General features: G+C 54.6%; 19 protein-coding genes. 17 read left to right on the top strand and 2 right to left on the bottom strand.

The features are described 5' to 3' along the window. Positions 1 to 13: 13 nt before the first annotated feature. Positions 14 to 805: an endonuclease VIII gene (nei, locus tag SK51_RS20115; RefSeq protein ID WP_023305704.1), complete on the top strand. Its 792-nt coding sequence runs from the start codon at positions 14 to 16 to the stop codon at positions 803 to 805. Positions 806 to 889: 84 nt separating this feature from the next. Here nei and SK51_RS20110 read toward each other — a convergent pair whose 3' ends face one another. Next, on the bottom strand, positions 890 to 2,173 hold the full coding sequence (locus SK51_RS20110) for a citrate synthase (RefSeq protein ID WP_006809584.1): 1,284 nt from the start codon (positions 2,171 to 2,173) through the stop codon (positions 890 to 892). 639 nt (positions 2,174 to 2,812) lie between these two features. Between SK51_RS20110 and sdhC the strand changes: the two genes are divergently transcribed. From sdhC to sucD, 8 genes are all read left to right on the top strand, one after another. Next, complete coding sequence (gene sdhC, locus SK51_RS20105; protein WP_026080740.1) at positions 2,813 to 3,217, top strand: succinate dehydrogenase cytochrome b556 subunit; 405 nt, start codon at positions 2,813 to 2,815, stop codon at positions 3,215 to 3,217. Continuing rightward, positions 3,211 to 3,558 (top strand): succinate dehydrogenase membrane anchor subunit, encoded by a 348-nt coding sequence (sdhD, locus tag SK51_RS20100; RefSeq protein WP_023305705.1) that lies wholly within the window; start codon positions 3,211 to 3,213, stop codon positions 3,556 to 3,558. The genes sdhC and sdhD overlap by 7 nt, the downstream gene beginning before the upstream one ends. After that, positions 3,558 to 5,324: a succinate dehydrogenase flavoprotein subunit gene (sdhA, locus tag SK51_RS20095; protein WP_003858619.1), complete on the top strand. Its 1,767-nt coding sequence runs from the start codon at positions 3,558 to 3,560 to the stop codon at positions 5,322 to 5,324. Before sdhD ends, sdhA begins: the two co-directional genes overlap by 1 nt. Before the next feature lie 15 nt (positions 5,325 to 5,339). Further along, entirely contained in the window at positions 5,340 to 6,056 is a 717-nt protein-coding gene (locus SK51_RS20090) for a succinate dehydrogenase iron-sulfur subunit (protein ID WP_023305706.1), read from the top strand. A 238-nt stretch (positions 6,057 to 6,294) separates the two neighbouring features. Further along, a complete protein-coding gene (gene sucA / locus SK51_RS20085; RefSeq protein WP_022647462.1) occupies positions 6,295 to 9,102 on the top strand; it encodes a 2-oxoglutarate dehydrogenase E1 component in 2,808 nt (935 codons plus the stop codon). A gap of 14 nt (positions 9,103 to 9,116) precedes the next feature. Next, positions 9,117 to 10,343, top strand: a complete 1,227-nt coding sequence (gene odhB, locus SK51_RS20080; RefSeq protein WP_023299612.1) for a 2-oxoglutarate dehydrogenase complex dihydrolipoyllysine-residue succinyltransferase — start codon at positions 9,117 to 9,119, stop codon at positions 10,341 to 10,343. A gap of 96 nt (positions 10,344 to 10,439) precedes the next feature. Continuing rightward, positions 10,440 to 11,606 (top strand): ADP-forming succinate--CoA ligase subunit beta, encoded by a 1,167-nt coding sequence (gene sucC, locus SK51_RS20075; protein WP_022647464.1) that lies wholly within the window; start codon positions 10,440 to 10,442, stop codon positions 11,604 to 11,606. Further along, positions 11,606 to 12,475 (top strand): succinate--CoA ligase subunit alpha, encoded by an 870-nt coding sequence (gene sucD / locus SK51_RS20070; protein WP_006809578.1) that lies wholly within the window; start codon positions 11,606 to 11,608, stop codon positions 12,473 to 12,475. The genes sucC and sucD overlap by 1 nt, the downstream gene beginning before the upstream one ends. 86 nt (positions 12,476 to 12,561) lie before the next feature. Here the strand turns inward: sucD and SK51_RS20065 are convergent, their stop codons facing one another. Beyond that, on the bottom strand, positions 12,562 to 13,278 hold the full coding sequence (locus SK51_RS20065) for a GntR family transcriptional regulator (protein ID WP_032676359.1): 717 nt from the start codon (positions 13,276 to 13,278) through the stop codon (positions 12,562 to 12,564). Between the two features lie 171 nt (positions 13,279 to 13,449). Here SK51_RS20065 and mngA point away from each other — a divergent pair, with 171 nt between their 5' ends. The 8 genes from mngA (at position 13,450) to tolQ (ending at position 23,091) form a co-directional block, all read left to right on the top strand. After that, entirely contained in the window at positions 13,450 to 15,366 is a 1,917-nt protein-coding gene (gene mngA / locus SK51_RS20060) for a PTS 2-O-a-mannosyl-D-glycerate transporter subunit IIABC (RefSeq protein ID WP_023305708.1), read from the top strand. Between the two features lie 23 nt (positions 15,367 to 15,389). After that, complete coding sequence (gene mngB, locus SK51_RS20055) at positions 15,390 to 18,026, top strand: mannosylglycerate hydrolase (protein ID WP_023305709.1); 2,637 nt, start codon at positions 15,390 to 15,392, stop codon at positions 18,024 to 18,026. 681 nt (positions 18,027 to 18,707) lie between these two features. Then, entirely contained in the window at positions 18,708 to 20,276 is a 1,569-nt protein-coding gene (gene cydA / locus SK51_RS20050; RefSeq protein WP_023299615.1) for a cytochrome ubiquinol oxidase subunit I, read from the top strand. Positions 20,277 to 20,291: 15 nt separating this feature from the next. Continuing rightward, positions 20,292 to 21,431 carry a cytochrome d ubiquinol oxidase subunit II gene (cydB, locus tag SK51_RS20045; protein ID WP_022647469.1) on the top strand — a complete coding sequence of 380 codons (1,140 nt, stop codon included), beginning with the start codon at positions 20,292 to 20,294 and terminating at the stop codon, positions 21,429 to 21,431. 14 nt (positions 21,432 to 21,445) lie between these two features. Next, on the top strand, positions 21,446 to 21,559 hold the full coding sequence (gene cydX / locus SK51_RS20040) for a cytochrome bd-I oxidase subunit CydX (protein WP_014169181.1): 114 nt from the start codon (positions 21,446 to 21,448) through the stop codon (positions 21,557 to 21,559). Further along, positions 21,559 to 21,849 carry a cyd operon protein YbgE gene (gene ybgE / locus SK51_RS20035; protein ID WP_023305710.1) on the top strand — a complete coding sequence of 97 codons (291 nt, stop codon included), beginning with the start codon at positions 21,559 to 21,561 and terminating at the stop codon, positions 21,847 to 21,849. Before cydX ends, ybgE begins: the two co-directional genes overlap by 1 nt. 148 nt (positions 21,850 to 21,997) lie before the next feature. Further along, complete coding sequence (ybgC, locus tag SK51_RS20030) at positions 21,998 to 22,402, top strand: tol-pal system-associated acyl-CoA thioesterase (RefSeq protein ID WP_003858593.1); 405 nt, start codon at positions 21,998 to 22,000, stop codon at positions 22,400 to 22,402. Continuing rightward, on the top strand, positions 22,399 to 23,091 hold the full coding sequence (gene tolQ, locus SK51_RS20025; RefSeq protein WP_022647470.1) for a Tol-Pal system protein TolQ: 693 nt from the start codon (positions 22,399 to 22,401) through the stop codon (positions 23,089 to 23,091). Before ybgC ends, tolQ begins: the two co-directional genes overlap by 4 nt. The last annotated feature ends 3 nt before the right edge of the window (positions 23,092 to 23,094 follow it).

Raw genomic sequence — 23,094 nt, 5'->3', positions numbered from 1 at the left:
AAAGGACAATAACATGCCAGAAGGTCCGGAGATCCGCCGCGCGGCGGATAGCCTGGAGGCGGCGATAAAGGGCAAACCTCTGACACACGTCTGGTTTGCCTTTCCTCAACTCAAACCGTTTGAATCGCAGCTGGTGGGACAGACGGTGACCCACATTGAAACGCGCGGCAAAGCGTTACTCACCCACTTTTCCCATAACCTGACGTTATATAGCCACAATCAGCTTTACGGCGTCTGGCGGGTGGTAAAGGCGGACGAGCAGCCGCAAACGACCCGCGTGCTGCGCGTGCGGCTACAAACGGCGGATAAGGCGATCCTGCTCTACAGCGCTTCTGATATCGAAATGTTAACGCCGGAGCAGTTGCTCACGCACCCGTTCTTACAGCGGGTTGGGCCGGACGTGCTGGATATGCGCCTGACGGCAAGCGATGTGAAAGCCCGGCTGTTATCGCCCACATTCCGCAACCGGCAGTTTTCCGGGCTGTTGCTCGATCAGGCATTTCTGGCGGGGCTGGGAAACTACCTGCGGGTGGAGATCCTCTGGGAAGTCGGGCTGGCGCCGCAGCACAAAGCGTCGCAGCTAAGCGATGAAAAGCTGGAGGCGCTGTCGCACGCGTTGCTGGATATTCCACGGCTGTCGTACAACACGCGCGGCATGGTGGATGAGAACAAGCATCACGGGGCGTTGTTTCGCTTCAAGGTCTTTCATCGGGCGGGTAAAAAGTGTGAGCGGTGCGGCGGGGTGATTGAGAAGGCGACGATCTCTTCCAGACCGTTTTACTGGTGTCCTGGGTGCCAGATGTAAAAAAGCCGGGTGGCGGCTACGCCTTACCCGGCCTACATCTCGCACTTGTAGGCCCGGCAAGCGAAGCGCCGCCGGGCGTGTTTTTTAGCGCTTAATGTCAGACTTAAAGTCACGCTGCTCGTAGCCGGTATACAGCTGACGAGGACGGGCGATTTTCATGCCTTCGCTGTGCATTTCGTTCCAGTGCGCAATCCAGCCCACGGTACGCGCCATGGCGAAGATCACGGTGAACATGGAAGACGGAATACCCATCGCTTTCAGGATGATACCGGAGTAGAAATCGACGTTCGGGTAGAGTTTCTTCTCGATGAAGTACGGGTCGTTCAGCGCGATGTGTTCCAGCTCCATCGCCACTTCCAGCAGATCATCTTTGGTGCCCAGCTCTTTCAGCACTTCGTGGCAGGTCTCACGCATAACGGTCGCGCGAGGGTCGTAGTTTTTGTAAACACGGTGACCGAAGCCCATCAGACGGAAGGAGTCATTCTTGTCTTTCGCGCGGCGCACGAACTCAGGAATGTGCTCAACGGAGCTGATTTCTTCCAGCATCTTCAGTGCCGCTTCGTTCGCGCCGCCGTGCGCCGGTCCCCACAGGGAGGCGATACCCGCAGCGATACAGGCGAACGGGTTCGCGCCGGAAGAGCCTGCGGTACGGACGGTAGAGGTCGAGGCGTTCTGTTCGTGGTCAGCGTGCAGGATCAGAATACGGTCCATCGCGCGTTCCAGCACCGGGTTCACTTCGTACTCTTCACACGGCGTGGAGAACATCATGCGCAGGAAGTTACCTGCGTAGGAGAGGTCGTTGCGTGGATACACAAACGGCTGACCGATAGAGTATTTGTAACACATCGCCGCCATGGTAGGCATTTTGGACAGCAGACGGAACGCCGCGATATCACGGTGACGTGGGTTATTCACGTCCAGAGAATCGTGGTAGAACGCCGCCAGCGCACCGGTAATACCGCACATGACCGCCATCGGATGAGAGTCACGACGGAACGCATGGAACAGACGGGTAATCTGCTCATGGATCATGGTGTGACGGGTCACGGTGGTTTTAAATTCATCGTACTGGGCCTGCGTCGGTTTTTCGCCGTTCAGCAGGATGTAGCACACTTCCAGATAGTTGGATTCGGTGGCTAACTGATCGATGGGGAAGCCGCGATGGAGCAGGATACCTTCGTCACCGTCAATGTAGGTGATTTTGGATTCGCAAGATGCGGTAGAGGTGAATCCAGGGTCAAAGGTGAATACCCCTTTGGAACCCAGCGTACGGATATCAATAACATCCTGACCGAGCGTGCCTTTTAGCACATCCAGTTCAATAGCATCATCACCATTTAGGGTGAGTTTTGCCTTTGTATCAGCCATTTACGGTCTCCTTAGCGCCTTATGCTTAAGACTGCGCTTTACCGGATTTGCTTTCAGCTGTTAATCATCGTTACCAGATTGTTATTTGGCTTACCGCTCAGCTCACGAGGAGAAACCAGGGTACAGAGCTATGGCGCCTTGCAGGTAAACGAATGAAATATCAGTGAAACAACAGCAAATCAGCGTTTTTGCAGTCCGAATTATTCAAACCTGTATATCACTAATAACTGTCCTGATAACTTCGGTCAATACCATCACACTGTTACATAACTATTTGTCAGGTGAAAGAGAGACCTCATAACTTTTGCGCATTATATGCCTTTTCTGATGACGTTTGTAACAATATTGTTTAACATTTGTCAAATCAGATGATTAAAAATTAAAAAGATGTTGTTATCGTGACCCCGATCACTGTTCCAGAGAAAACCCAACAAACTGTATGTAGGTTAATTGTAATGATTTTGTGAACGGCCTATACTGCCGCCAGGTCTCCGGAACACCCTGCAATCCCGAGCCACCCAGCGTTGTAACGTGTCGTTTTAGCATTTGGAAGCAATGTTTTGCATGACGCGCAGTTATAGAAAAGGAACGCTGTCTGACCCGCATCGCAGTCCGGAGGAAGGAAACAATAAGAACAGCATGTGGGCGTTATTCATGATAAGAAATGTGAAAAAACAAAGACCTGTCAATCTGGATCTCAAAACGATCCGATTCCCTGTAACAGCAATAGCGTCCATTCTGCACCGTGTTTCTGGTGTGATTACGTTTGTGGCGGTTGGTATCTTGCTGTGGTTACTGGGAACCAGCCTCTCATCTCCTGAAGGATTCCTCCAGGCCTCAGCCATCATGAACAGCTTCTTCGTGAAATTTATCATGTGGGGCATTCTGACCGCGCTGGCCTATCACGTGGTTGGCGGCGTTCGCCATATGCTGATGGACTTTGGCTACCTGGAAGAGACGTTCGAGGCCGGTAAACGTACCGCTAACATTTCATTTGTGATCACTGTCGTGCTTTCACTTCTCGCAGGAGTTCTCGTATGGTAAGCAACGCCTCCGCATTAGGACGCAACGGCGTACATGACTTCATCCTGGTCCGCGCTACCGCCATCGTCCTCACGCTCTACATCATCTATATGATCGGTTTCTTCGCCACTAGCGGCACACTGACGTGGGAAATCTGGAGTGGTTTCTTCGAATCGGCCTTCACCAAAGTGTTCACCCTGCTGGCCCTGTTGTCCATCCTTATTCATGCCTGGATTGGCATGTGGCAGGTGTTGACCGATTACGTTAAACCGCTGGCGATTCGCCTTCCGCTGCAACTGATTATTGTTGTTGCTCTGCTGGTTTACGTCATTTATGGATTTGTTGTGGTGTGGGGTGTGTAATGAAACTGCCAGTCAGAGAATTTGATGCTGTTGTGATTGGTGCGGGTGGCGCAGGTATGCGCGCCGCACTGCAAATTTCCCAGAGCGGCCAGACCTGTGCGCTGCTCTCTAAAGTATTCCCGACCCGTTCCCACACTGTGTCTGCGCAGGGTGGTATCACCGTTGCGCTGGGTAATTCCCATGAAGATAACTGGGAATGGCACATGTACGATACGGTAAAAGGTTCAGACTACATCGGCGACCAGGATGCCATCGAATATATGTGTAAAACCGGCCCGGAAGCGATTCTGGAGCTGGACCACATGGGTCTGCCGTTCTCCCGTCTGGAAAATGGCACCATCTATCAGCGTCCGTTTGGCGGCCAGTCGAAAAACTTCGGCGGCGAACAGGCGGCACGTACCGCAGCAGCGGCTGACCGTACCGGTCACGCTTTGCTGCACACCCTTTATCAGCAAAACCTGAAAAACCACACCACCATCTTCTCCGAGTGGTATGCGTTGGATCTGGTGAAAAACGCCGATGGCGCGGTGGTGGGTTGTACCGCACTGTGCATTGAAACCGGTGAAGTGGTCTATTTCAAAGCGCGCGCAACCGTGCTGGCCACCGGCGGCGCAGGCCGTATCTATCAGTCCACTACCAACGCCCACATCAACACCGGTGACGGCGTTGGGATGGCTATCCGCGCTGGCGTGCCGGTGCAGGACATGGAGATGTGGCAGTTCCACCCAACCGGTATCGCCGGTGCGGGCGTGCTGGTGACAGAAGGCTGCCGTGGTGAAGGTGGCTATCTGCTGAACAAACATGGCGAGCGCTTTATGGAGCGTTATGCCCCGAATGCGAAAGACCTGGCGGGTCGTGACGTGGTGGCGCGTTCCATCATGATCGAAATCCGTGAAGGCCGCGGCTGCGACGGCCCTTGGGGCCCGCACGCGAAGCTGAAACTCGACCATCTGGGTAAAGAAGTGCTGGAATCCCGTCTGCCGGGCATTCTGGAACTGTCCCGCACCTTCGCCCACGTCGACCCGGTAAAAGAGCCGATTCCGGTTATCCCAACCTGTCACTACATGATGGGCGGTATTCCGACCAAAGTGACCGGTCAGGCGCTGACCGTGAACGAGCAGGGTGAAGACGTGGTCATCCCTGGTCTGTTCGCGGTAGGCGAAATTGCCTGCGTATCCGTGCACGGCGCAAACCGTCTGGGCGGCAACTCCCTGCTGGACCTGGTGGTATTTGGCCGTGCGGTGGGGCTGCATCTCCAGGAATCTATTGCCGAGCAGGGCGCGTTGCGTGATGCGACCGACGACGAAATTGATGCCTCTCTTGAGCGCCTCAACCGCTGGAACGGCAACCGTAACGGCGAAGATCCGGTTGAAATCCGTAAAGCGCTGCAAGAGTGTATGCAGCACAACTTCTCGGTATTCCGTGAAGGTGACGCGATGGCCAAAGGGCTGGAGCAGCTGAAAGCGATCCGCGAGCGTCTGAAGAATGCCCGTCTGGACGATACTTCGAGCGAGTTCAACACCCAGCGCGTTGAGTGCCTGGAGCTGGATAACCTGATGGAAACCGCGTTCGCGACCGCGATGTCGGCAAACTTTCGTACCGAAAGCCGTGGCGCCCATAGCCGCTTCGACTTCCCGGATCGTGATGACGAAAACTGGCTGTGCCATTCCCTGTATCTGCCAGAGTCGGAAACCATGACGCGTCGTAGCGTTAACATGGAACCGAAACTGCGTCCGGCGTTCCCGCCGAAGATTCGTACTTACTAATGCGGAGACAGGATAATGAAACTCGAATTCTCAGTTTATCGTTATAACCCGGATATAGACGATGCTCCGCGTATGCAGGATTACACCCTCGAAGCGGAAGAAGGTCGTGACATGATGCTGCTGGATGCTTTAATCCAGCTGAAAGAAAAAGATCCTACGCTGTCGTTCCGCCGCTCCTGCCGTGAAGGGGTATGTGGCTCTGACGGTGTAAACATGAACGGCAAAAACGGTCTGGCCTGTATCACGCCAATTTCAGCGCTACAGCGTACAGGCCAGAAAATTGTCATCCGTCCTCTGCCTGGCCTGCCGGTCGTGCGTGATTTGGTGGTGGACATGGGGCAATTCTATGCACAATATGAGAAGATTAAGCCTTACTTATTGAATAATGGGCAAAATCCACCCGCTCGCGAGCACTTACAGTCGCCTGAGCAGCGTGAAAAACTCGATGGGTTGTACGAGTGTATTCTCTGTGCATGCTGTTCAACGTCATGCCCGTCATTCTGGTGGAACCCGGATAAATTTATCGGCCCTGCGGGTCTGCTGGCTGCCTATCGCTTCCTGATCGACAGCCGCGATACCGAAACCGAGAATCGTCTGGAAGGGTTAAGTGACGCTTTCAGCGTATTCCGCTGCCATAGCATCATGAACTGCGTCAGTGTGTGTCCTAAGGGGCTGAACCCGACGCGCGCCATCGGCCATATTAAGTCGATGTTGTTGCAGCGCAGTGCGTAAGTAACAACGCCGGATGGCGCTGCGCTTATCCGGCCTACGTAACAGTAGGCCCGGTAAGCGTAGCGCCACCAGGCAAATTGCAGAAACCTTTAAAAACTGCCCTGAAGTTTAGACAGTTTCTAAAGGTTCCTTCGCGGGCCAAATGAAAAGAGCTCGCAGGTGAACCCCGGCACGTACACGTGGTGTGCGTGGTAGTTTCTACGGCGAAAGTAAGCATAAAAATGCTTAAGGGATCACGATGCAGAACGGCGCAATGAAAGCCTGGCTGGACTCTTCTTACCTCTCTGGTTCAAACCAGAGCTGGATAGAACAGCTCTATGAAGACTTCTTAACCGATCCTGACTCAGTGGACGCAAACTGGCGTTCCATGTTCCAGCAGTTGCCTGGTACAGGGGTCAAACCGGATCAATTCCATTCAAAAACACGTGATTATTTCCGTCGTCTGGCGAAGGATGCCTCACGTTACTCTTCTGCGATTTCCGACCCTGACACCAATGCGAAGCAGGTAAAAGTCCTGCAGCTTATCAACGCTTATCGCTTCCGTGGTCACCAGCATGCGAATCTCGATCCGCTGGGACTGTGGCAGCAGGAACGTGTAGCGGATCTCGATCCGGCTTATCACGATCTGACCGAGGCCGATTTCCAGGAAAGCTTTAACGTAGGTTCCTTTGCCATCGGCAAAGACACGATGAAGCTGGGCGATCTGATTGATGCGCTCAAGCAAACCTACTGCGGCTCCATCGGCGCGGAATATATGCACATTACCTCCACCGAAGAGAAACGCTGGATCCAGCAGCGTATCGAATCCGTGGCGGGTCACGCGAATTTCTCAGCAGACGAGAAAAAACGTTTCCTGAGCGAACTGACGGCAGCCGAAGGCCTTGAGCGCTATCTGGGCGCGAAATTCCCGGGCGCAAAACGCTTCTCACTGGAGGGCGGCGATGCGTTAGTCCCGATGCTGAAAGAGCTGATTCGTCATGCCGGTAAGAGCGGCACGCGCGAAGTGGTGCTGGGCATGGCGCACCGTGGCCGTCTGAACGTGCTGGTTAACGTGCTGGGTAAAAAACCGCAGGATCTGTTCGACGAATTTGCGGGTAAACATAAAGAGCACCTCGGCACCGGTGACGTGAAGTACCACATGGGCTTCTCGTCGGATATCGAAACCGAGGGCGGTCAGGTTCACCTGGCGCTGGCGTTTAACCCGTCGCACTTGGAAATCGTCAGCCCGGTGGTTATCGGTTCCGTGCGTGCGCGTCTGGATCGTCTGGACGAGCCGAGCAGCAATAAAGTGCTGCCAATCACCATTCACGGTGATGCGGCAGTCACAGGGCAGGGCGTGGTTCAGGAAACCCTGAACATGTCGAAAGCGCGTGGTTATGAAGTGGGCGGTACCGTTCGCATCGTAATCAACAACCAGGTGGGCTTCACCACCTCTAACCCGCTGGATGCGCGTTCTACCCCGTACTGCACCGACATCGGTAAAATGGTTCAGGCGCCAATCTTCCACGTAAACGCGGATGACCCGGAAGCCGTTGCTTTCGTTACCCGTCTGGCGCTGGACTTCCGTAACACCTTTAAGCGCGACGTGTTCATTGACCTCTTCTGCTACCGCCGTCACGGCCACAACGAAGCGGATGAGCCAAGTGCAACCCAGCCGCTGATGTACCAGAAAATCAAAAAACACCCGACGCCGCGTAAAATCTATGCTGACAAGCTGGAAAGCGAAAAAGTGGCGACGCTGGAAGATGCGACCGAAATGGTCAATCTTTATCGCGACGCGCTGGACGCGGGTGAATGCGTGGTCAAAGAGCTGCGCCCAATGAACATGCACTCCTTTACCTGGTCGCCGTACCTCAACCACGAGTGGGACGAGAGCTACCCGAACAAGGTTGAGATGAAGCGTTTGCAGGAGCTGGCTAAACGCATCAGCACCGTGCCGGAAGCGATCGAGATGCAGTCCCGCGTGGCCAAGATCTATGGCGACCGCCAGGCCATGGCGGCGGGTGAAAAGCTGTTCGACTGGGGCGGCGCGGAAACGCTGGCCTATGCGACGCTGGTTGACGAAGGTATTCCGGTTCGTCTGTCCGGTGAAGATGCGGGTCGTGGCACCTTCTTCCACCGTCATGCGGTTGTACACAACCAGTCTAACGGTTCAACCTATACTCCGCTTCAGCACGTGCATAACGGTCAGGGCCAGTTCAAGGTCTGGGACTCCGTGCTGTCAGAAGAAGCGGTTCTGGCCTTCGAATACGGCTACGCCACCGCAGAACCTCGCACCCTGACTATCTGGGAAGCGCAGTTCGGTGACTTCGCCAACGGTGCGCAGGTCGTCATCGACCAGTTCATCTCCTCCGGTGAGCAGAAGTGGGGCCGTATGTGTGGTCTGGTGATGTTGCTGCCGCACGGCTATGAAGGGCAAGGGCCGGAGCACTCCTCCGCGCGTCTGGAGCGTTATCTGCAACTCTGCGCCGAGCAGAACATGCAGGTCTGCGTGCCGTCCACCCCGGCTCAGGTGTACCACATGCTGCGTCGTCAGGCGCTGCGCGGTATGCGCCGTCCGCTGGTGGTCATGTCGCCAAAATCCCTGCTGCGTCATCCGCTGGCGGTTTCGAGCCTGGATGAACTGGCTAACGGCACCTTCCTGCCAGCCATCGGTGAAATTGACGAGCTGGATCCGCAGGCCGTTAAGCGTGTCGTAATGTGTTCTGGTAAGGTTTATTACGACCTGCTGGAACAGCGCCGTAAGAACGATCAGAAAGATGTCGCCATCGTGCGTATCGAGCAGCTTTATCCGTTCCCGCATCAGGCGATGCAGGAAGTGCTGAAACAGTACGCTCACGTTCATGATTTTGTCTGGTGCCAGGAAGAGCCGCTCAACCAGGGCGCATGGTATTGCAGCCAGCATCATTTCCGTGAAGTGATTCCATTTGGGTCTGCCCTGCGTTATGCAGGTCGCCCGGCCTCCGCCTCTCCGGCGGTAGGGTATATGTCCGTTCACCAGAAGCAGCAACAAGATCTGGTCAATGACGCGCTGAACGTCGATTAATTAAAGGATACATAATGAGTAGCGTAGATATTCTTGTTCCCGACCTGCCTGAGTCCGTAGCAGATGCAACCGTCGCCACCTGGCACAAAAAACCAGGCGACGCGGTAACCCGTGACGAAGTGCTGGTAGAAATCGAAACTGACAAAGTGGTACTGGAAGTACCGGCTTCAGCGGATGGCATTCTGGATGCAGTCCTGGAAGACGAAGGTACGACCGTGACTTCTCGCCAGATCCTGGGTCGCCTGCGTGAAGGCAACAGCGCGGGCAAAGAGTCCAGCGCGAAATCTGAAGAGAAAGCGTCTACCCCAGCCCAGCGCCAGCAGGCGTCTCTGGAAGAGCAAACCAATGACGCGCTCAGCCCGGCGATCCGTCGCCTGCTGGCTGAGCACAGCCTCGATCCGGCAGCCATCAAAGGTACCGGCGTGGGTGGCCGTCTGACTCGCGAAGATATCGACAAGCATCTGGCAAAAGCGCCTTCAGAGGCGAAAGCGGAAGCGAAAGCCCCTGCGGCAGCACCAGCGGCACAGCCAGCTCTGGGCGCACGTAGCGAAAAACGCGTGCCGATGACCCGCCTTCGCAAGCGCGTGGCCGAGCGTCTGCTGGAAGCGAAAAACTCCACCGCGATGCTGACCACCTTCAACGAAGTCAACATGAAGCCAATCATGGACCTGCGCAAGCAGTACGGTGACGCGTTTGAAAAACGTCACGGTATCCGTCTGGGCTTCATGTCCTTCTACGTGAAAGCGGTAGTTGAAGCGCTGAAACGCTACCCGGAAGTGAACGCGTCTATCGATGGCGATGACGTGGTTTACCACAACTACTTCGACGTCAGCATGGCGGTTTCTACCCCACGTGGCCTGGTCACCCCGGTTCTGCGTGATGTGGACACCCTGGGTATGGCTGACATTGAGAAGAAAATCAAAGAGCTGGCCGTGAAAGGCCGCGACGGCAAGCTGACCGTTGAAGACCTGACTGGCGGTAACTTCACCATTACCAACGGTGGCGTGTTCGGCTCGCTGATGTCTACCCCGATCATCAACCCGCCGCAGAGCGCGATCCTGGGTATGCACGCCATTAAAGATCGTCCAATGGCGGTAGACGGTAAAGTTGAGATCCTGCCGATGATGTACCTGGCGCTCTCATACGATCACCGCCTGATCGACGGCCGCGAGTCCGTAGGCTTCCTGGTTGCCATTAAAGAGCTGCTGGAAGATCCAACGCGTCTGCTGCTGGACGTTTAGTAACTATTTAGCATCACCTGCCCTGTAGGCCGGATAAGCGTAGCGCCGGTCTACAGGTTTGAAGATAACGATTACCCTGAAGGATGGATAGAACACATGAACTTACATGAATATCAGGCCAAACAGCTGTTTGCCAGGTCAGGCTTACCGGCTCCGGTGGGTTATGCCTGTACTACCCCGCGTGAAGCAGAAGAAGCCGCATCTAAAATCGGTTCCGGCCCGTGGGTAGTTAAATGTCAGGTTCACGCTGGTGGCCGTGGTAAAGCGGGCGGTGTGAAGGTTGTTAAGAGCAAAGAAGAGATCCGTGCGTTTGCTGAACATTGGCTCGGCAAGCGTCTGGTAACCTACCAGACAGATGCGAATGGCCAGCCGGTCAACCAGATCCTGGTTGAAGCGGCAACCGACATCGCGAAAGAATTGTACCTCGGCGCAGTCGTAGACCGTAGCTCCCGTCGCGTGGTGTTCATGGCATCTACCGAAGGCGGCGTGGAAATCGAAAAAGTGGCGGAAGAGACCCCGCACCTGATCCACAAAGTGGCAATCGATCCGCTGGCGGGCCCAATGCCTTACCAGGGTCGTGAGCTGGCGTTCAAACTGGGTCTGGAAGGCAAGCTGGTTCAGCAGTTCACCAAGATCTTCATGGGGCTGGCGACCATCTTCCTGGAGCGCGATCTGGCGCTGATCGAGATCAACCCGCTGGTGATCACCACCCAGGGCGACCTGATCTGCCTCGACGGCAAGCTGGGCGCTGACGGCAACGCGCTGTTCCGCCAGGCGGATCTGCGCGAAATGCGCGACCAGTCTCAGGAAGATCCGCGTGAAGCGCAGGCTGCCCAGTGGGAGCTGAACTACGTGGCGCTGGATGGCAACATCGGCTGCATGGTTAACGGTGCGGGCCTGGCAATGGGCACCATGGACATCGTTAAGCTGCACGGCGGTGAGCCAGCGAACTTCCTCGACGTGGGCGGTGGCGCAACCAAAGAGCGCGTAACCGAAGCGTTCAAAATCATTCTCTCTGACAGCAACGTAAAAGCGGTTCTGGTGAACATCTTCGGCGGTATCGTACGTTGCGACCTGATCGCCGACGGTATCATCGGCGCGGTAGGAGAAGTGGGCGTTAACGTTCCGGTTGTTGTACGTCTGGAAGGGAATAACGCTGAACTCGGCGCGAAAAAACTGGCTGACAGCGGCCTGAATATTATTGCAGCGAAAAGTCTGACGGATGCAGCTCAGCAGGTTGTTGCCGCAGTGGAGGGGAAATAATGTCCGTTTTAATTAATAAAGATACCAAGGTTATCTGCCAGGGCTTCACCGGTAGCCAGGGGACTTTCCACTCCGAACAGGCGATTGCCTACGGTACGCAGATGGTTGGCGGCGTAACGCCAGGTAAAGGCGGCACCACGCACCTGGGCCTGCCGGTGTTCAACACCGTGCGTGAAGCAGTAGAAGCGACGGGCGCAACCGCGACCGTGATCTACGTTCCAGCGCCGTTCTGCAAAGACTCTATTCTGGAAGCGATCGACGCAGGCATTAAGCTGATCATCACCATCACCGAAGGCATCCCGACGCTGGATATGCTGACCGTGAAGGTGAAGCTGGACGAAGCAGGCGTGCGCATGATCGGCCCGAACTGCCCAGGCGTTATCACCCCAGGCGAATGCAAAATCGGCATCATGCCGGGCCACATTCACAAACCGGGCAAAGTGGGCATCGTGTCCCGTTCCGGTACCCTGACCTATGAAGCAGTTAAGCAGACCACCGATTACGGCTTCGGCCAGTCCACCTGCGTGGGCATCGGCGGTGACCCGATCCCAGGCTCTAACTTCATCGACATCCTGAAGCTGTTCCAGGAAGATCCACAGACCGAAGCGATCGTGATGATCGGTGAGATCGGTGGTAGCGCGGAAGAAGAAGCGGCTGCTTACATCAAAGATCATGTGACCAAGCCGGTGGTGGGTTATATCGCGGGTGTGACCGCGCCGAAAGGCAAACGTATGGGTCACGCGGGTGCGATTATCGCTGGCGGTAAAGGTACGGCTGATGAGAAATTCGCAGCACTGGAAGCCGCAGGCGTGAAAACCGTTCGCAGCCTGGCGGATATCGGTGAAGCACTGAAATCCATCATTAAGTAAGTCCTCTCTGCTCCCCGAATGGGGCGCGTTGAAGTATAAAAAAATGTCCGTTTCGACATGGTTGGCCGCTGTAAAGCGGCCTTTTTTTATTGCCTGCGTTTAGCCACCAGAGTGAATTTATAGTCGTCGGTGTTAAACACGTTGCGACTGAATTCAAATACCCGGCCGTCTTTAAGGAAGCCGCGGGAAACTTTTTCAAGAATTGGTTTTGCCGGATCGAGCGCCAGGGCGGCAATCGCCTCGTCCGATGGCATGACTGGCACCAGCTCCTGCTCGCTGCGATCGATAACCAGCTTTTTGACCTGCTCAATGTAATGGTATTTCGACTGTTCCATCACTTCCCATGTAAGGTCGGGAAACATCGCCAGCGGCATCCATGTCTCTTCCAGATTCACCGGCTTTTCCCTGATGAAGCGTACGCGCTTGACGTGCCAGACCTTATCATCCGGATTGAGCGCCAGTTTTGCCGCGAGCCGCTCATCGGCTTTCACCACTTCGAAGACGCTGACGTCGCTGTGCGTATCAACGTTGCGATCCGCCAGTTTTTCGTAAAAGCCGGTAAGCTGATAAATATCGTAATTCACCCGCTCCTCTTTTACATACGAGCCACTGCCCTGAATGCTTTCGATGATCTGCTCGTCGGCGAGCAGCTTCAAAGCCTGCCGCACGGTGACACGGCTAACGTTAAATGCCTCCTGAAGGCTGGATTCCGTCGGCAGCGCGTCTCCGGGTTTTAATTCCCCGGCGTTAATCTTCTCGCGGAACGCATCGGCGATCTGCCGGTACATCGGTTTATTGCCCATTGTGTTACGCCTTTTTAATACCTTTTTAGGGGAATTATGCCTTCAGTGACTGATTTGTAAATAATACAAATTAAATACAAATATCGTTGTTAGTGAAAATGATCACATAAATGTATTATCCAGTCTGCCACAATCCTCCCCAGACAATAACTTTGGATAGGTGAGGATCTTATGAACCTGACGACTCTGACCGACCCCCGTGCTGTCTGCGTGCAGGCGCAGTTTACCAGCCGTGATGAGGCAATCCGTCAGCTTGCGACGCGGCTGGTAGCGTTGGGCAAAATAGCCGACGCCGATACGTTTCTGGCAGAGGTTTTCCATCGCGAATCGCTTGGCCCGACGGCGCTGGGCGAGGGGCTGGCCGTACCCCATGGTAAATCAGCGGCAGTAAAGGAAGCGGCTTTTGCCGTGGCAACACTGCGCGAGCCGCTGATCTGGGAAGGCGTGGACGGACCGGAGGAGGTCGAGCTGATTTTTCTGCTCGCCATTCCTCCCGCACAAGCGGGATCAACGCATATTCAGGTGCTGACGGAACTGACGTCCCGCCTGGCGGATGACGATCTCAGGGCGCACGTGATGACGGCGACCAGCGCGGAAGCGGTGCTTGCTGCGCTGGAAACGGCGCCTGAGGCGCAAGAAACCGCCGTCGCAGAGAATGCCCCGACGATCGTCTGCGTTACCGCCTGTCCGGCCGGGATCGCCCATACCTACATGGCAGCGGAATATCTCGAAAAAGCGGGACGTAAGCTCGGCGTCAATGTAGTGGTCGAAAAGCAGGGGGCAAACGGTATTGAGGGGCGCATCACCGCGCAGCATTTGCAGGAGGCAAAAGCGTGTATCTTCGCGGCGGAAGTGGCGATCAAAGAGCGTGAGCGTTTTCAGGGGATCCCCGCCATTTCCGTGCCCGTCGCGGAACCCTTGCGCCATGCGGAAGCGCTCATTGAGCGTGCGCTGGCGCTACAGCCTGTATCCGATGCGCGTCCTGCGCACGTCGACACGGACGCGAAAAAGTCCGTTAAAACCGAACTCAAGCAAGCGCTGCTCAGCGGTATCTCCTTTGCGGTGCCGCTGATCGTCGCTGGCGGCACGGTGCTGGCCGTGTCGGTACTCCTGGCGCAAATCCTGGGCTTGCAGCACCTGTTCGATCAGGAAAACTCGTGGCTGTGGATGTACCGTAAACTGGGCGGTGGGATGCTCGGCATTCTGATGGTCCCTGTTCTGGCGGCCTATACCGCTTACTCGCTGGCGGATAAACCTGCGCTTACGCCGGGATTTGCGGCGGGCCTTGCCGCCAATATGATCGGCTCCGGCTTTCTGGGGGCCATCGTCGGCGGGCTGATTGCGGGCTACCTGATGCGCTGGGTGAAAAACCACATCCGGCTGAGTAGCCGCTACAACGGCTTTCTGACCTTTTATCTCTATCCGGTGATTGGCGTACTGGGCGCAGGCAGCCTGATGCTGTTTGTGATCGGCGAACCGGTGGCCTGGATCAATAACGCTCTGACCGCCTGGCTTAATGGTCTCTCCGGCGCGAACGCGCTGCTGCTGGGGGCGATCCTGGGCTTTATGTGCTCGTTCGATCTGGGCGGTCCGGTCAACAAAGCCTCTTACGCGTTCTGTCTGGGCGCGATGGCCAACGGCGTATACGGGCCTTATGCGATCTTCGCCTCCGTCAAAATGGTTTCGGCCTTTACCGTGACGGCATCAACGATGCTGGCTCCGAATCTGTTTAAACAGTTCGAAATTGAGACCGGCAAATCCACCTGGCTGCTGGGGCTGGCGGGCATCACCGAAGGGGCAATTCCGATGGCTATCGAGGATCCGTTGCGAGTCATCGGCTCATTTGTTCTGGGGTCAATGGCGACCGGAGCGATTGTCGGAGCGATGGGTATTGGGCTCTCCACCCCGGGCGCGGGCATTTTCTCTCTCTTCTTACTGCATGATGCCGGGCTGGGCGGCGTGATAGCCGCTGCCGGCTGGTTTGGCGCCGCGCTGGTGGGCGCCGCAATCTCTACGCTCATTTTACTGCTCTGGCGACGCCAGGCCGTGAAGAGCGGTACCTACGTGACTGAAGACATACCATCCTAAACACGCACTGACAGGAAACGAAGATGAAAGCTGTATCTCGCGTTCATATCACGCCACATATGCACTGGGACCGGGAGTGGTACTTCACCACCGAAGCGTCACGTATTCTTCTGGTCAATAATATGGAAGAGATCCTCACCCGTCTTGAGCAGGACGCAGAGTATAAATACTACGTTCTCGACGGCCAGACGGCGGTGCTGGAAGATTATTTTGCCGTGAAACCGGAAAACAGGCCACGCGTGAAGGCGCTGGTGGCGGCCGGGAAGCTGATTATCGGGCCGTGGTATACCCAGACGGACACCACCCTTGTCTCCGGCGAGTCGATTGTGCGCAATCTGATGTACGGCATGCGCGACTGTCTGGCCTTTGGCGAGCCGATGAAAATTGGCTATCTGCCGGACTCCTTCGGCATGTCTTCCCAGCTGCCACACATTTACAACGGTTTTGGCATCACGCGCACCATGTTCTGGCGCGGGTGTTCCGAGCGGCACGGTACCGATAAAACCGAATTTCTCTGGCAAAGCCAGGACGGCAGCGAAGTGACGGCACAGGTGCTGCCGCTGGGCTACGCGATTGGTAAGTACTTACCGGAGGATGAAGCCGGACTGCGCAAACGGCTCGACAACTACTTCGAGGTGCTCGAAAAAGCCTCCGTGACGAAAGAAATTTTGCTGCCTAACGGCCATGATCAGATGCCGCTCCAGCAGAACATATTTGCGGTGATGGATAAGCTGCGCAAAATCTATCCGCAGCGTCAGTTTGTGATGAGCCGCTTCGAGGAGGTGTTTGACCATATCGATGCGCACCGCGATGAACTGGCGACGCTGAAAGGGGAATTTATTGACGGTAAATATATGCGGGTGCACCGGACGATCGGCTCCACGCGGATGGACATCAAAATCGCCCACGCCCGGATAGAGAATAAAATCGTCAACGTCCTTGAGCCGCTGGCTACGCTTGCCTGGACGCTGGGCTTTGACTATCACCACGGCTTGCTGGAAAAAATGTGGAAAGAGATCCTCAAGAATCACGCCCACGACAGTATCGGCTGCTGCTGCAGCGATAAAGTGCATCGCGAGGTGATGTCACGCTTTGAGCTGGCGGAAGACATGGCTGATAACCTGACGTGCTTCTATATGCGCAAGATTGTCGACAACATGCCGCAGAGCGAGGAAGACAAACTGGTGATGTTTAACCTCACGCCCTGGCCGCGTGAGGAAGTGATTAACACCACGATACGTCTGCGCGCCAGCCAGTTCCGCCTGTTGGACGAAAAGGGAAATGAAATCCCTTATTATCTCCGCAGCGCGCGTGAGATAGACCCCGGGCTGATTGACCGGCAGATAGTGCATTACGGCAACTACGATCCCTTCATGGAGTTTGACATCCAGCTCAACCAGATCCTGCCATCTATGGGTTACCGCACGCTCTATATCGAGCCGCACGTGGCCGGCAAACTGCAGACGCCAGATAAATCGCCGGAGGCGTTACTGGAAAATGCTTTCTGGGAAGTAACGTTAAACGAGGACGGTACTTTGCGTCTGCTCGATAAAGCGTCCGGGCTTATCTATGACCGCGCGCTGGAAATTGAAGAGAGCTCGGATGATGGCGATGAGTACGACTACTCGCCTTCACGGGAAGAGTGGAGACTCTCTTCCGCGCAGGGCGAACATGAGGTTGAGGTGATCCACGAGGCCTGGCAGAGCAGGGCGGTGATCCGCCATCGAATGGCGGTGCCAGCGGATCTCGCTGAACGTTCTGCGCGTCAGCAGACGGGAACGCTTGAGGCAGAACTCACGGTCACGCTCAGCCATAACAGCCGACGTATCGACGTCGAGGCACGTCTCGGAAATCACGCGGATGACCACCGTGTGCGGGTGCTGATCCCGACACCATTCACCACAGAGACGGTCTTAGCCGATACCCAGTTTGGTTCGCTGACGCGCCCTGTACAGGATGAAGCGATGGCAGACTGGCAGGAGGAGGGATGGAAGGAAGCGCCGCTGCCGGTGTGGAATCTGCTCAACTACGCGGTGCTCCAGGAACGGCGTAACGGGATGGCGCTATTTACCGAAGGGTTGCGCGAATTTGAAGTAACAGGTGAGCGTCAAAACACGTTTGCCCTGACGTTGCTTCGCGGCGTCGGGTTGCTTGGGAAGGAAGACTTACTTCTGCGCCCTGGCAGACCGTCCGGGATCAAAATGCCGGTGCCTGATTCGCAGATGCGGGGCCAGTTAACCTGTCGCTTTAGCCTGTTCAGTTTTAATGGTACGCCCGTCAGTGCTGGCGTTGCGCAGCAGGCGAAGTCGTGGTTAACGCCAGTGCACTGTTATAACAAAATTCCGTGGGATGCGATGAAGCTTAACCGTGCCTCTTTCACCACACCCTGTAGCTATAGCCTGCTAACGCTGGCGCCTAACGGATGTGTACTCAGTGCGCTGAAAAAAGCGGAGGATCGTGACGAGATGATTCTTCGTCTGTACAACCCTTCGGAGACCCGCTCCAGTGACGTGGCTTTGTCTGTGAACCGTGAGGTCCAGGCCTGTTGCGAAACGGACATGAATGAGGTGTGCAAAGCGCAAGGGGAGGAGGGCTCAGCCATTACGGGGTCTTTCAGGCCAGGCCAGTCACGCACCTTCAGCATAAAAATTGAAAGGTAATCTCAAGAACAATATCAAGGCCGCATCCCCTGCGGCCTTTATTTCATCAAATAGTCACCAAAGGGTGTTAATTTTAAGATTAGCGAAGGTGAATGAAATGTAATCTTTTAGGCGGGTAGTAAAGCGAAAGAAAAATACTGTGAAGCGGATAACATTATATGTTTCTCTCCCTGCAAAAAGGTCTTTTTTCACACGCGTTAATAAAAATCACAACTGTTTATATTATCTTCTGGCTTTTATAACCATTAATGCCTTTAAATATACATGTTATTAACAAGGTTTTTACTATCCATGTCACAAAGAAACATCATTAACAGTACCGGCTGTTTTTGATTTAAATCAATGTTTAATCCTTGGAAAAAGGCTCCAAAAGGCGTTAAATTGTTCCCGATCAAAATGGCCGAAAAGTGGTAATTTTGCTATAAATTGATCGCCGTCGAAAAACGTAAATCTGTTCGAATAAAAACCTGTTTATTGTAAGGGTTTTGCAGCGTATTATATTTACGGGATCAATTTGGTTTTTTCTTAACGTATTTGTAACCTTTCATCATTGCTTTTTCCTCCTGTAGAGAATAAGCAACGAAGAAGGGAAGCAGATAACTTTGTATTGGGGCATGCGTGTGGATCCTTATCTAACGGGGTTCACTCTCGGAGTCTTCATGCGATGAGCAAGGAGTCATAATGTTAGACGTAGTCGAACTGTCGCGCTTACAGTTTGCCTTGACCGCGATGTACCATTTCCTTTTTGTGCCGCTGACGCTCGGTATGGCGTTCCTGCTGGCCATCATGGAAACGGTTTACGTCCTCTCCGGCAAACAGATTTATAAAGATATGACCAAGTTCTGGGGCAAGTTGTTTGGTATCAACTTTGCGCTGGGCGTGGCAACCGGTCTGACCATGGAGTTCCAGTTCGGGACAAACTGGTCTTACTATTCCCACTATGTAGGGGATATTTTCGGTGCGCCGCTGGCCATTGAAGGTCTGATGGCCTTCTTCCTCGAATCCACCTTTGTAGGTCTGTTCTTCTTCGGTTGGGACCGTCTGGGTAAAGTCCAGCATATGGCGGTAACCTGGCTGGTGGCATTAGGCTCCAACTTGTCCGCACTGTGGATCCTGGTGGCGAACGGCTGGATGCAAAACCCAATCGCATCTGATTTCAACTTCGAAACCATGCGTATGGAGATGGTCAGCTTCGCTGAGCTAGTCCTGAACCCGGTTGCCCAGGTTAAATTCGTGCACACCGTGGCGTCTGGCTATGTGTGCGGCGCGATGTTCGTGCTGGGCATCAGCTCCTACTATATGCTGCGCGGCCGTGACTTCGCGTTCGCCAAGCGTTCTTTCGCTATCGCAGCAAGCTTCGGTATGGCCGCGATTCTGTCCGTTATTGTTCTGGGTGATGAATCCGGTTACGAAATGGGTGACGTGCAGAAAACCAAACTCGCCGCAATTGAAGCTGAATGGGAAACCCAGCCGGCACCGGCAGCGTTTACCCTGTTCGGCGTGCCTGACCAGGACGCGCAGGAAAACCGCTTCGCCATTCAAATTCCTTACGCTCTGGGTATTATCGCCACGCGCTCCGTCGACAAACAGGTGACTGGCCTGAAAGATCTGATGGTGCAGCATGAAGAGCGTATCCGTAACGGGATGAAAGCCTACTCGCTGCTGGAACAGCTGCGCGCCGGTTCTACCGACCAGGCCGTTCGCGATCAATTTAACGACGTGAAGAAAGACCTCGGTTACGGTCTGCTGCTGAAACGCTATACCCCGAACGTCTCCGACGCGACGGAAGCGCAGATTCAGATGGCAACCAAAGACTCTATTCCACGCGTTGCGCCGCTGTACTTCGCGTTCCGCATCATGGTGGGTTGCGGCATTATCATGCTGCTGATCATCGCGGCCTCGTTCTGGTCAGTCATTCGTAACCGTATCGGTGAGAAAAAATGGCTGCTGCGCACCGCGCTGTACGGTATCCCACTGCCATGGATTGCTATCGAGTCCGGCTGGTTTGTTGCGGAATATGGCCGTCAGCCATGGGCGATCGGTGAGGTGCTGCCAACAGCGGTAGCGAACTCCTCCCTGACCGCAGGCGACCTGATCTTCTCCATGCTGCTGATTTGCGGTCTGTACACCCTGTTCCTGGTGGCTGAACTGTTCCTGATGTTCAAGTTCGCGCGCCTTGGCCCAAGCAGCCTGAAAACCGGTCGCTACCACTACGAGCAGTCTGTTACGACTACTCAGCCGGCACGCTAAGACAGGAGTCATCAAATGATCGATTATGAAGTATTGCGTTTTATCTGGTGGCTGTTGATCGGCGTTCTGCTGATTGGTTTTGCGGTCACCGATGGTTTCGATATGGGCGTGGGCATGCTCACCCGTTTCCTCGGTCGTAATGACACCGAGCGTCGAATCATGATCAACTCCATCGCCCCGCACTGGGACGGTAACCAGGTGTGGCTGATCACCGCAGGCGGCGCGCTGTTCGCTGCCTGGCCGATGGTTTACGCGGCTGCGTTCTCCGGCTTCTATGTGGCGATGATTCTGGTGCTGGCCTCTTTATTCTTCCGTCCGGTAGGTTTTGACTACCGCTCCAAGATTGAAGACACCCGCTGGCGTAACATGTGGGACTGGGGCATCTTCATTGGTAGCTTCGTTCCACCGCTGGTCATTGGTGTGGCGTTCGGTAACCTGTTACAGGGCGTACCGTTCCACGTCGACGAATATATGCGTCTGTTCTACACCGGTAACTTCTTCCAGCTGCTGAATCCGTTTGGTCTTCTGGCGGGCGTGGTGAGCGTGGCGATGATCATCACCCAGGGCGCAACCTATCTCCAGATGCGTACCGTAGGTGAACTGCACCTGCGTTCCCGTGCGACCGCTCAGGTGGCGGCGCTGGTGACGCTGGTCTGCTTCGCGCTGGCAGGCGTGTGGGTCGTGTACGGTATTGATGGCTACGTGGTGACCTCCGCCATTAACCATACCGCACCGTCTAACCCGTTGACCAAAGAGGTGGCGCGTCAGGCTGGCGCATGGCTGGTGAACTTCAACAATATGCCTGCGCTGTGGGCTATCCCTGCTCTGGGTGTGCTGCTGCCACTGCTGACAGTGTTAATGTCTCGTCTGGAGAAAGGCGCTATGGCGTTCGTGTTCTCTTCCCTGACGCTTGCGTGCATTATCCTGACGGCAGGTATTGCTATGTTCCCATTCGTGATGCCATCCAGCACCATGATGAATGCTAGCCTGACCATGTGGGATGCAACGTCCAGCCAGTTGACGTTGAACCTGATGACGTACGTTGCTTGCGTGTTCGTGCCGATTATCCTGCTCTACACCGCCTGGTGTTACTGGAAAATGTTCGGTCGCATCACTAAAGAACATATCGAAAGCAACACCCACTCTATGTATTAAGTAAGGAGCTGAATATGTGGTATTTCGCATGGATTTTAGGGACGCTTCTTGCCTGTGCATTTGGTGTCATCACTGCCCTGGCGCTTGAGCATGTAGAAGCGTCTAAAGCAGGTGAAGATAAGCACTAATGAATATTATCGCAACGTTATATGCGGTAATGGACAAGCGCCCCCTGCGGGCGCTTTCCCTCATTATGGCATTACTGCTGGCGGGCTGTATCTTCTGGGACCCGTCGCGCTTCGCGGCTAAAACCAGCGAGCTTGAGATCTGGCACGGCTTCCTGATTATGTGGGCGGTGTGTGCAGGTGTGATTCACGGTGTCGGCTTTCATCCGAAAGCGCTTCACTGGCAGGGTATCTTCTGCCCGCTGATTGCCGATCTGGTTCTTCTCGCCGGTTTGATTTTCTTCTTCTTCTGAATAAGAAATGTCCGTTAATGATATGGGCTTACCCGAGCCCATAAAAATTTACTCTCCGTTTACTTTCCCCCATTCCAAACCATCATTCCCGCGCGTATAGTAGCGAAGTTTGAAAGCTCCAACTTTTCTTGTATTACCGGGATGTAAAGTGAATACAACGCTGTTTCGATGGCCGGTACGTGTCTATTACGAAGATACCGATGCCGGTGGTGTGGTCTACCACGCCAGCTACGTTGCTTTTTATGAACGGGCACGCACAGAGATGCTGCGCCATCATCACTTTAGTCAACAGGTGCTGTTGGCTGAGCGAGTTGCCTTCGTGGTACGCAAGATGACGCTTGAGTATTTTGCGCCTGCCAGACTCGACGATATGCTCGAAGTCCAAACAGAAATTACATCAATGCGCGGAACTTCACTGGTTTTCACGCAGCGGATAGTCAATGCAGAGAACACGGTACTGAACTCAGCTGAAGTCCTGATTGTCTGTGTTGATCCAACCATAATGAAGCCTCGTGCGCTTCCTAAGTCTATTGTCGCGGAGTTTAAGCAGTGACTGACATGAATATCCTTGATTTGTTCCTGAAGGCAAGCCTTCTGGTTAAACTTATCATGTTGATTTTGATTGGTTTTTCAATCGCATCCTGGGCCATCATCATCCAGAGAACGCGTATCCTCAATGCCGCTGGCCGCGAAGCCGAAGCGTTTGAAGATAAGTTCTGGTCGGGTATAGAGCTTTCTCGTCTCTATCAGGAAAGCCAGGGACGCCGTGATAACCTTTCAGGCTCCGAACAAATTTTTTATAGTGGTTTCAAAGAGTTCGCTCGCTTACACCGTGCTAACAACCATGCGCCGGAAGCCGTGGTAGAAGGTGCGTCGCGTGCGATGCGCATTTCCATGAATCGCGAACTGGAAAATCTTGAAACGCATATTCCTTTCCTCGGAACCGTTGGCTCCATCAGCCCGTATATCGGCCTGTTTGGTACGGTGTGGGGGATCATGCACGCCTTTATCGCCCTGGGGGCGGTGAAGCAGGCAACCTTGCAGATGGTGGCACCGGGTATCGCAGAAGCACTGATCGCGACCGCAATCGGTCTGTTCGCGGCAATTCCGGCGGTAATGGCGTATAACCGTCTGAACCAGCGCGTGAATAAACTGGAACTGAACTACGACAACTTTATGGAAGAGTTCACCGCGATTCTGCATCGTCAGGCGTTTACCAGCACCGAGAGCAACAAGGGGTAAACC

The organism is Enterobacter sp. MGH85, assembly GCF_001037655.1.
Taxonomy (GTDB): domain Bacteria; phylum Pseudomonadota; class Gammaproteobacteria; order Enterobacterales; family Enterobacteriaceae; genus Enterobacter; species Enterobacter intestinihominis.
The sequence above is the reverse complement of the archived record's forward strand: the minus strand, read 5'-3'. Positions and strand labels throughout refer to the sequence as shown.

What these genes read in the sequence shown, in the direction of transcription:
- nei (WP_023305704.1), top strand. Translation starts at nt 14, where the DNA reads ATGCCAGAAGGTCCGGAGATCCGCCGCGCGGCGGATAGCCTGGAGGCG.
- SK51_RS20110 (WP_006809584.1), bottom strand. Translation starts at nt 2,173, where the DNA reads ATGGCTGATACAAAGGCAAAACTCACCCTAAATGGTGATGATGCTATT.
- sdhC (WP_026080740.1), top strand. Translation starts at nt 2,813, where the DNA reads ATGTGGGCGTTATTCATGATAAGAAATGTGAAAAAACAAAGACCTGTC.
- sdhD (WP_023305705.1), top strand. Translation starts at nt 3,211, where the DNA reads ATGGTAAGCAACGCCTCCGCATTAGGACGCAACGGCGTACATGACTTC.
- sdhA (WP_003858619.1), top strand. Translation starts at nt 3,558, where the DNA reads ATGAAACTGCCAGTCAGAGAATTTGATGCTGTTGTGATTGGTGCGGGT.
- SK51_RS20090 (WP_023305706.1), top strand. Translation starts at nt 5,340, where the DNA reads ATGAAACTCGAATTCTCAGTTTATCGTTATAACCCGGATATAGACGAT.
- sucA (WP_022647462.1), top strand. Translation starts at nt 6,295, where the DNA reads ATGCAGAACGGCGCAATGAAAGCCTGGCTGGACTCTTCTTACCTCTCT.
- odhB (WP_023299612.1), top strand. Translation starts at nt 9,117, where the DNA reads ATGAGTAGCGTAGATATTCTTGTTCCCGACCTGCCTGAGTCCGTAGCA.
- sucC (WP_022647464.1), top strand. Translation starts at nt 10,440, where the DNA reads ATGAACTTACATGAATATCAGGCCAAACAGCTGTTTGCCAGGTCAGGC.
- sucD (WP_006809578.1), top strand. Translation starts at nt 11,606, where the DNA reads ATGTCCGTTTTAATTAATAAAGATACCAAGGTTATCTGCCAGGGCTTC.
- SK51_RS20065 (WP_032676359.1), bottom strand. Translation starts at nt 13,278, where the DNA reads ATGGGCAATAAACCGATGTACCGGCAGATCGCCGATGCGTTCCGCGAG.
- mngA (WP_023305708.1), top strand. Translation starts at nt 13,450, where the DNA reads ATGAACCTGACGACTCTGACCGACCCCCGTGCTGTCTGCGTGCAGGCG.
- mngB (WP_023305709.1), top strand. Translation starts at nt 15,390, where the DNA reads ATGAAAGCTGTATCTCGCGTTCATATCACGCCACATATGCACTGGGAC.
- cydA (WP_023299615.1), top strand. Translation starts at nt 18,708, where the DNA reads ATGTTAGACGTAGTCGAACTGTCGCGCTTACAGTTTGCCTTGACCGCG.
- cydB (WP_022647469.1), top strand. Translation starts at nt 20,292, where the DNA reads ATGATCGATTATGAAGTATTGCGTTTTATCTGGTGGCTGTTGATCGGC.
- cydX (WP_014169181.1), top strand. Translation starts at nt 21,446, where the DNA reads ATGTGGTATTTCGCATGGATTTTAGGGACGCTTCTTGCCTGTGCATTT.
- ybgE (WP_023305710.1), top strand. Translation starts at nt 21,559, where the DNA reads ATGAATATTATCGCAACGTTATATGCGGTAATGGACAAGCGCCCCCTG.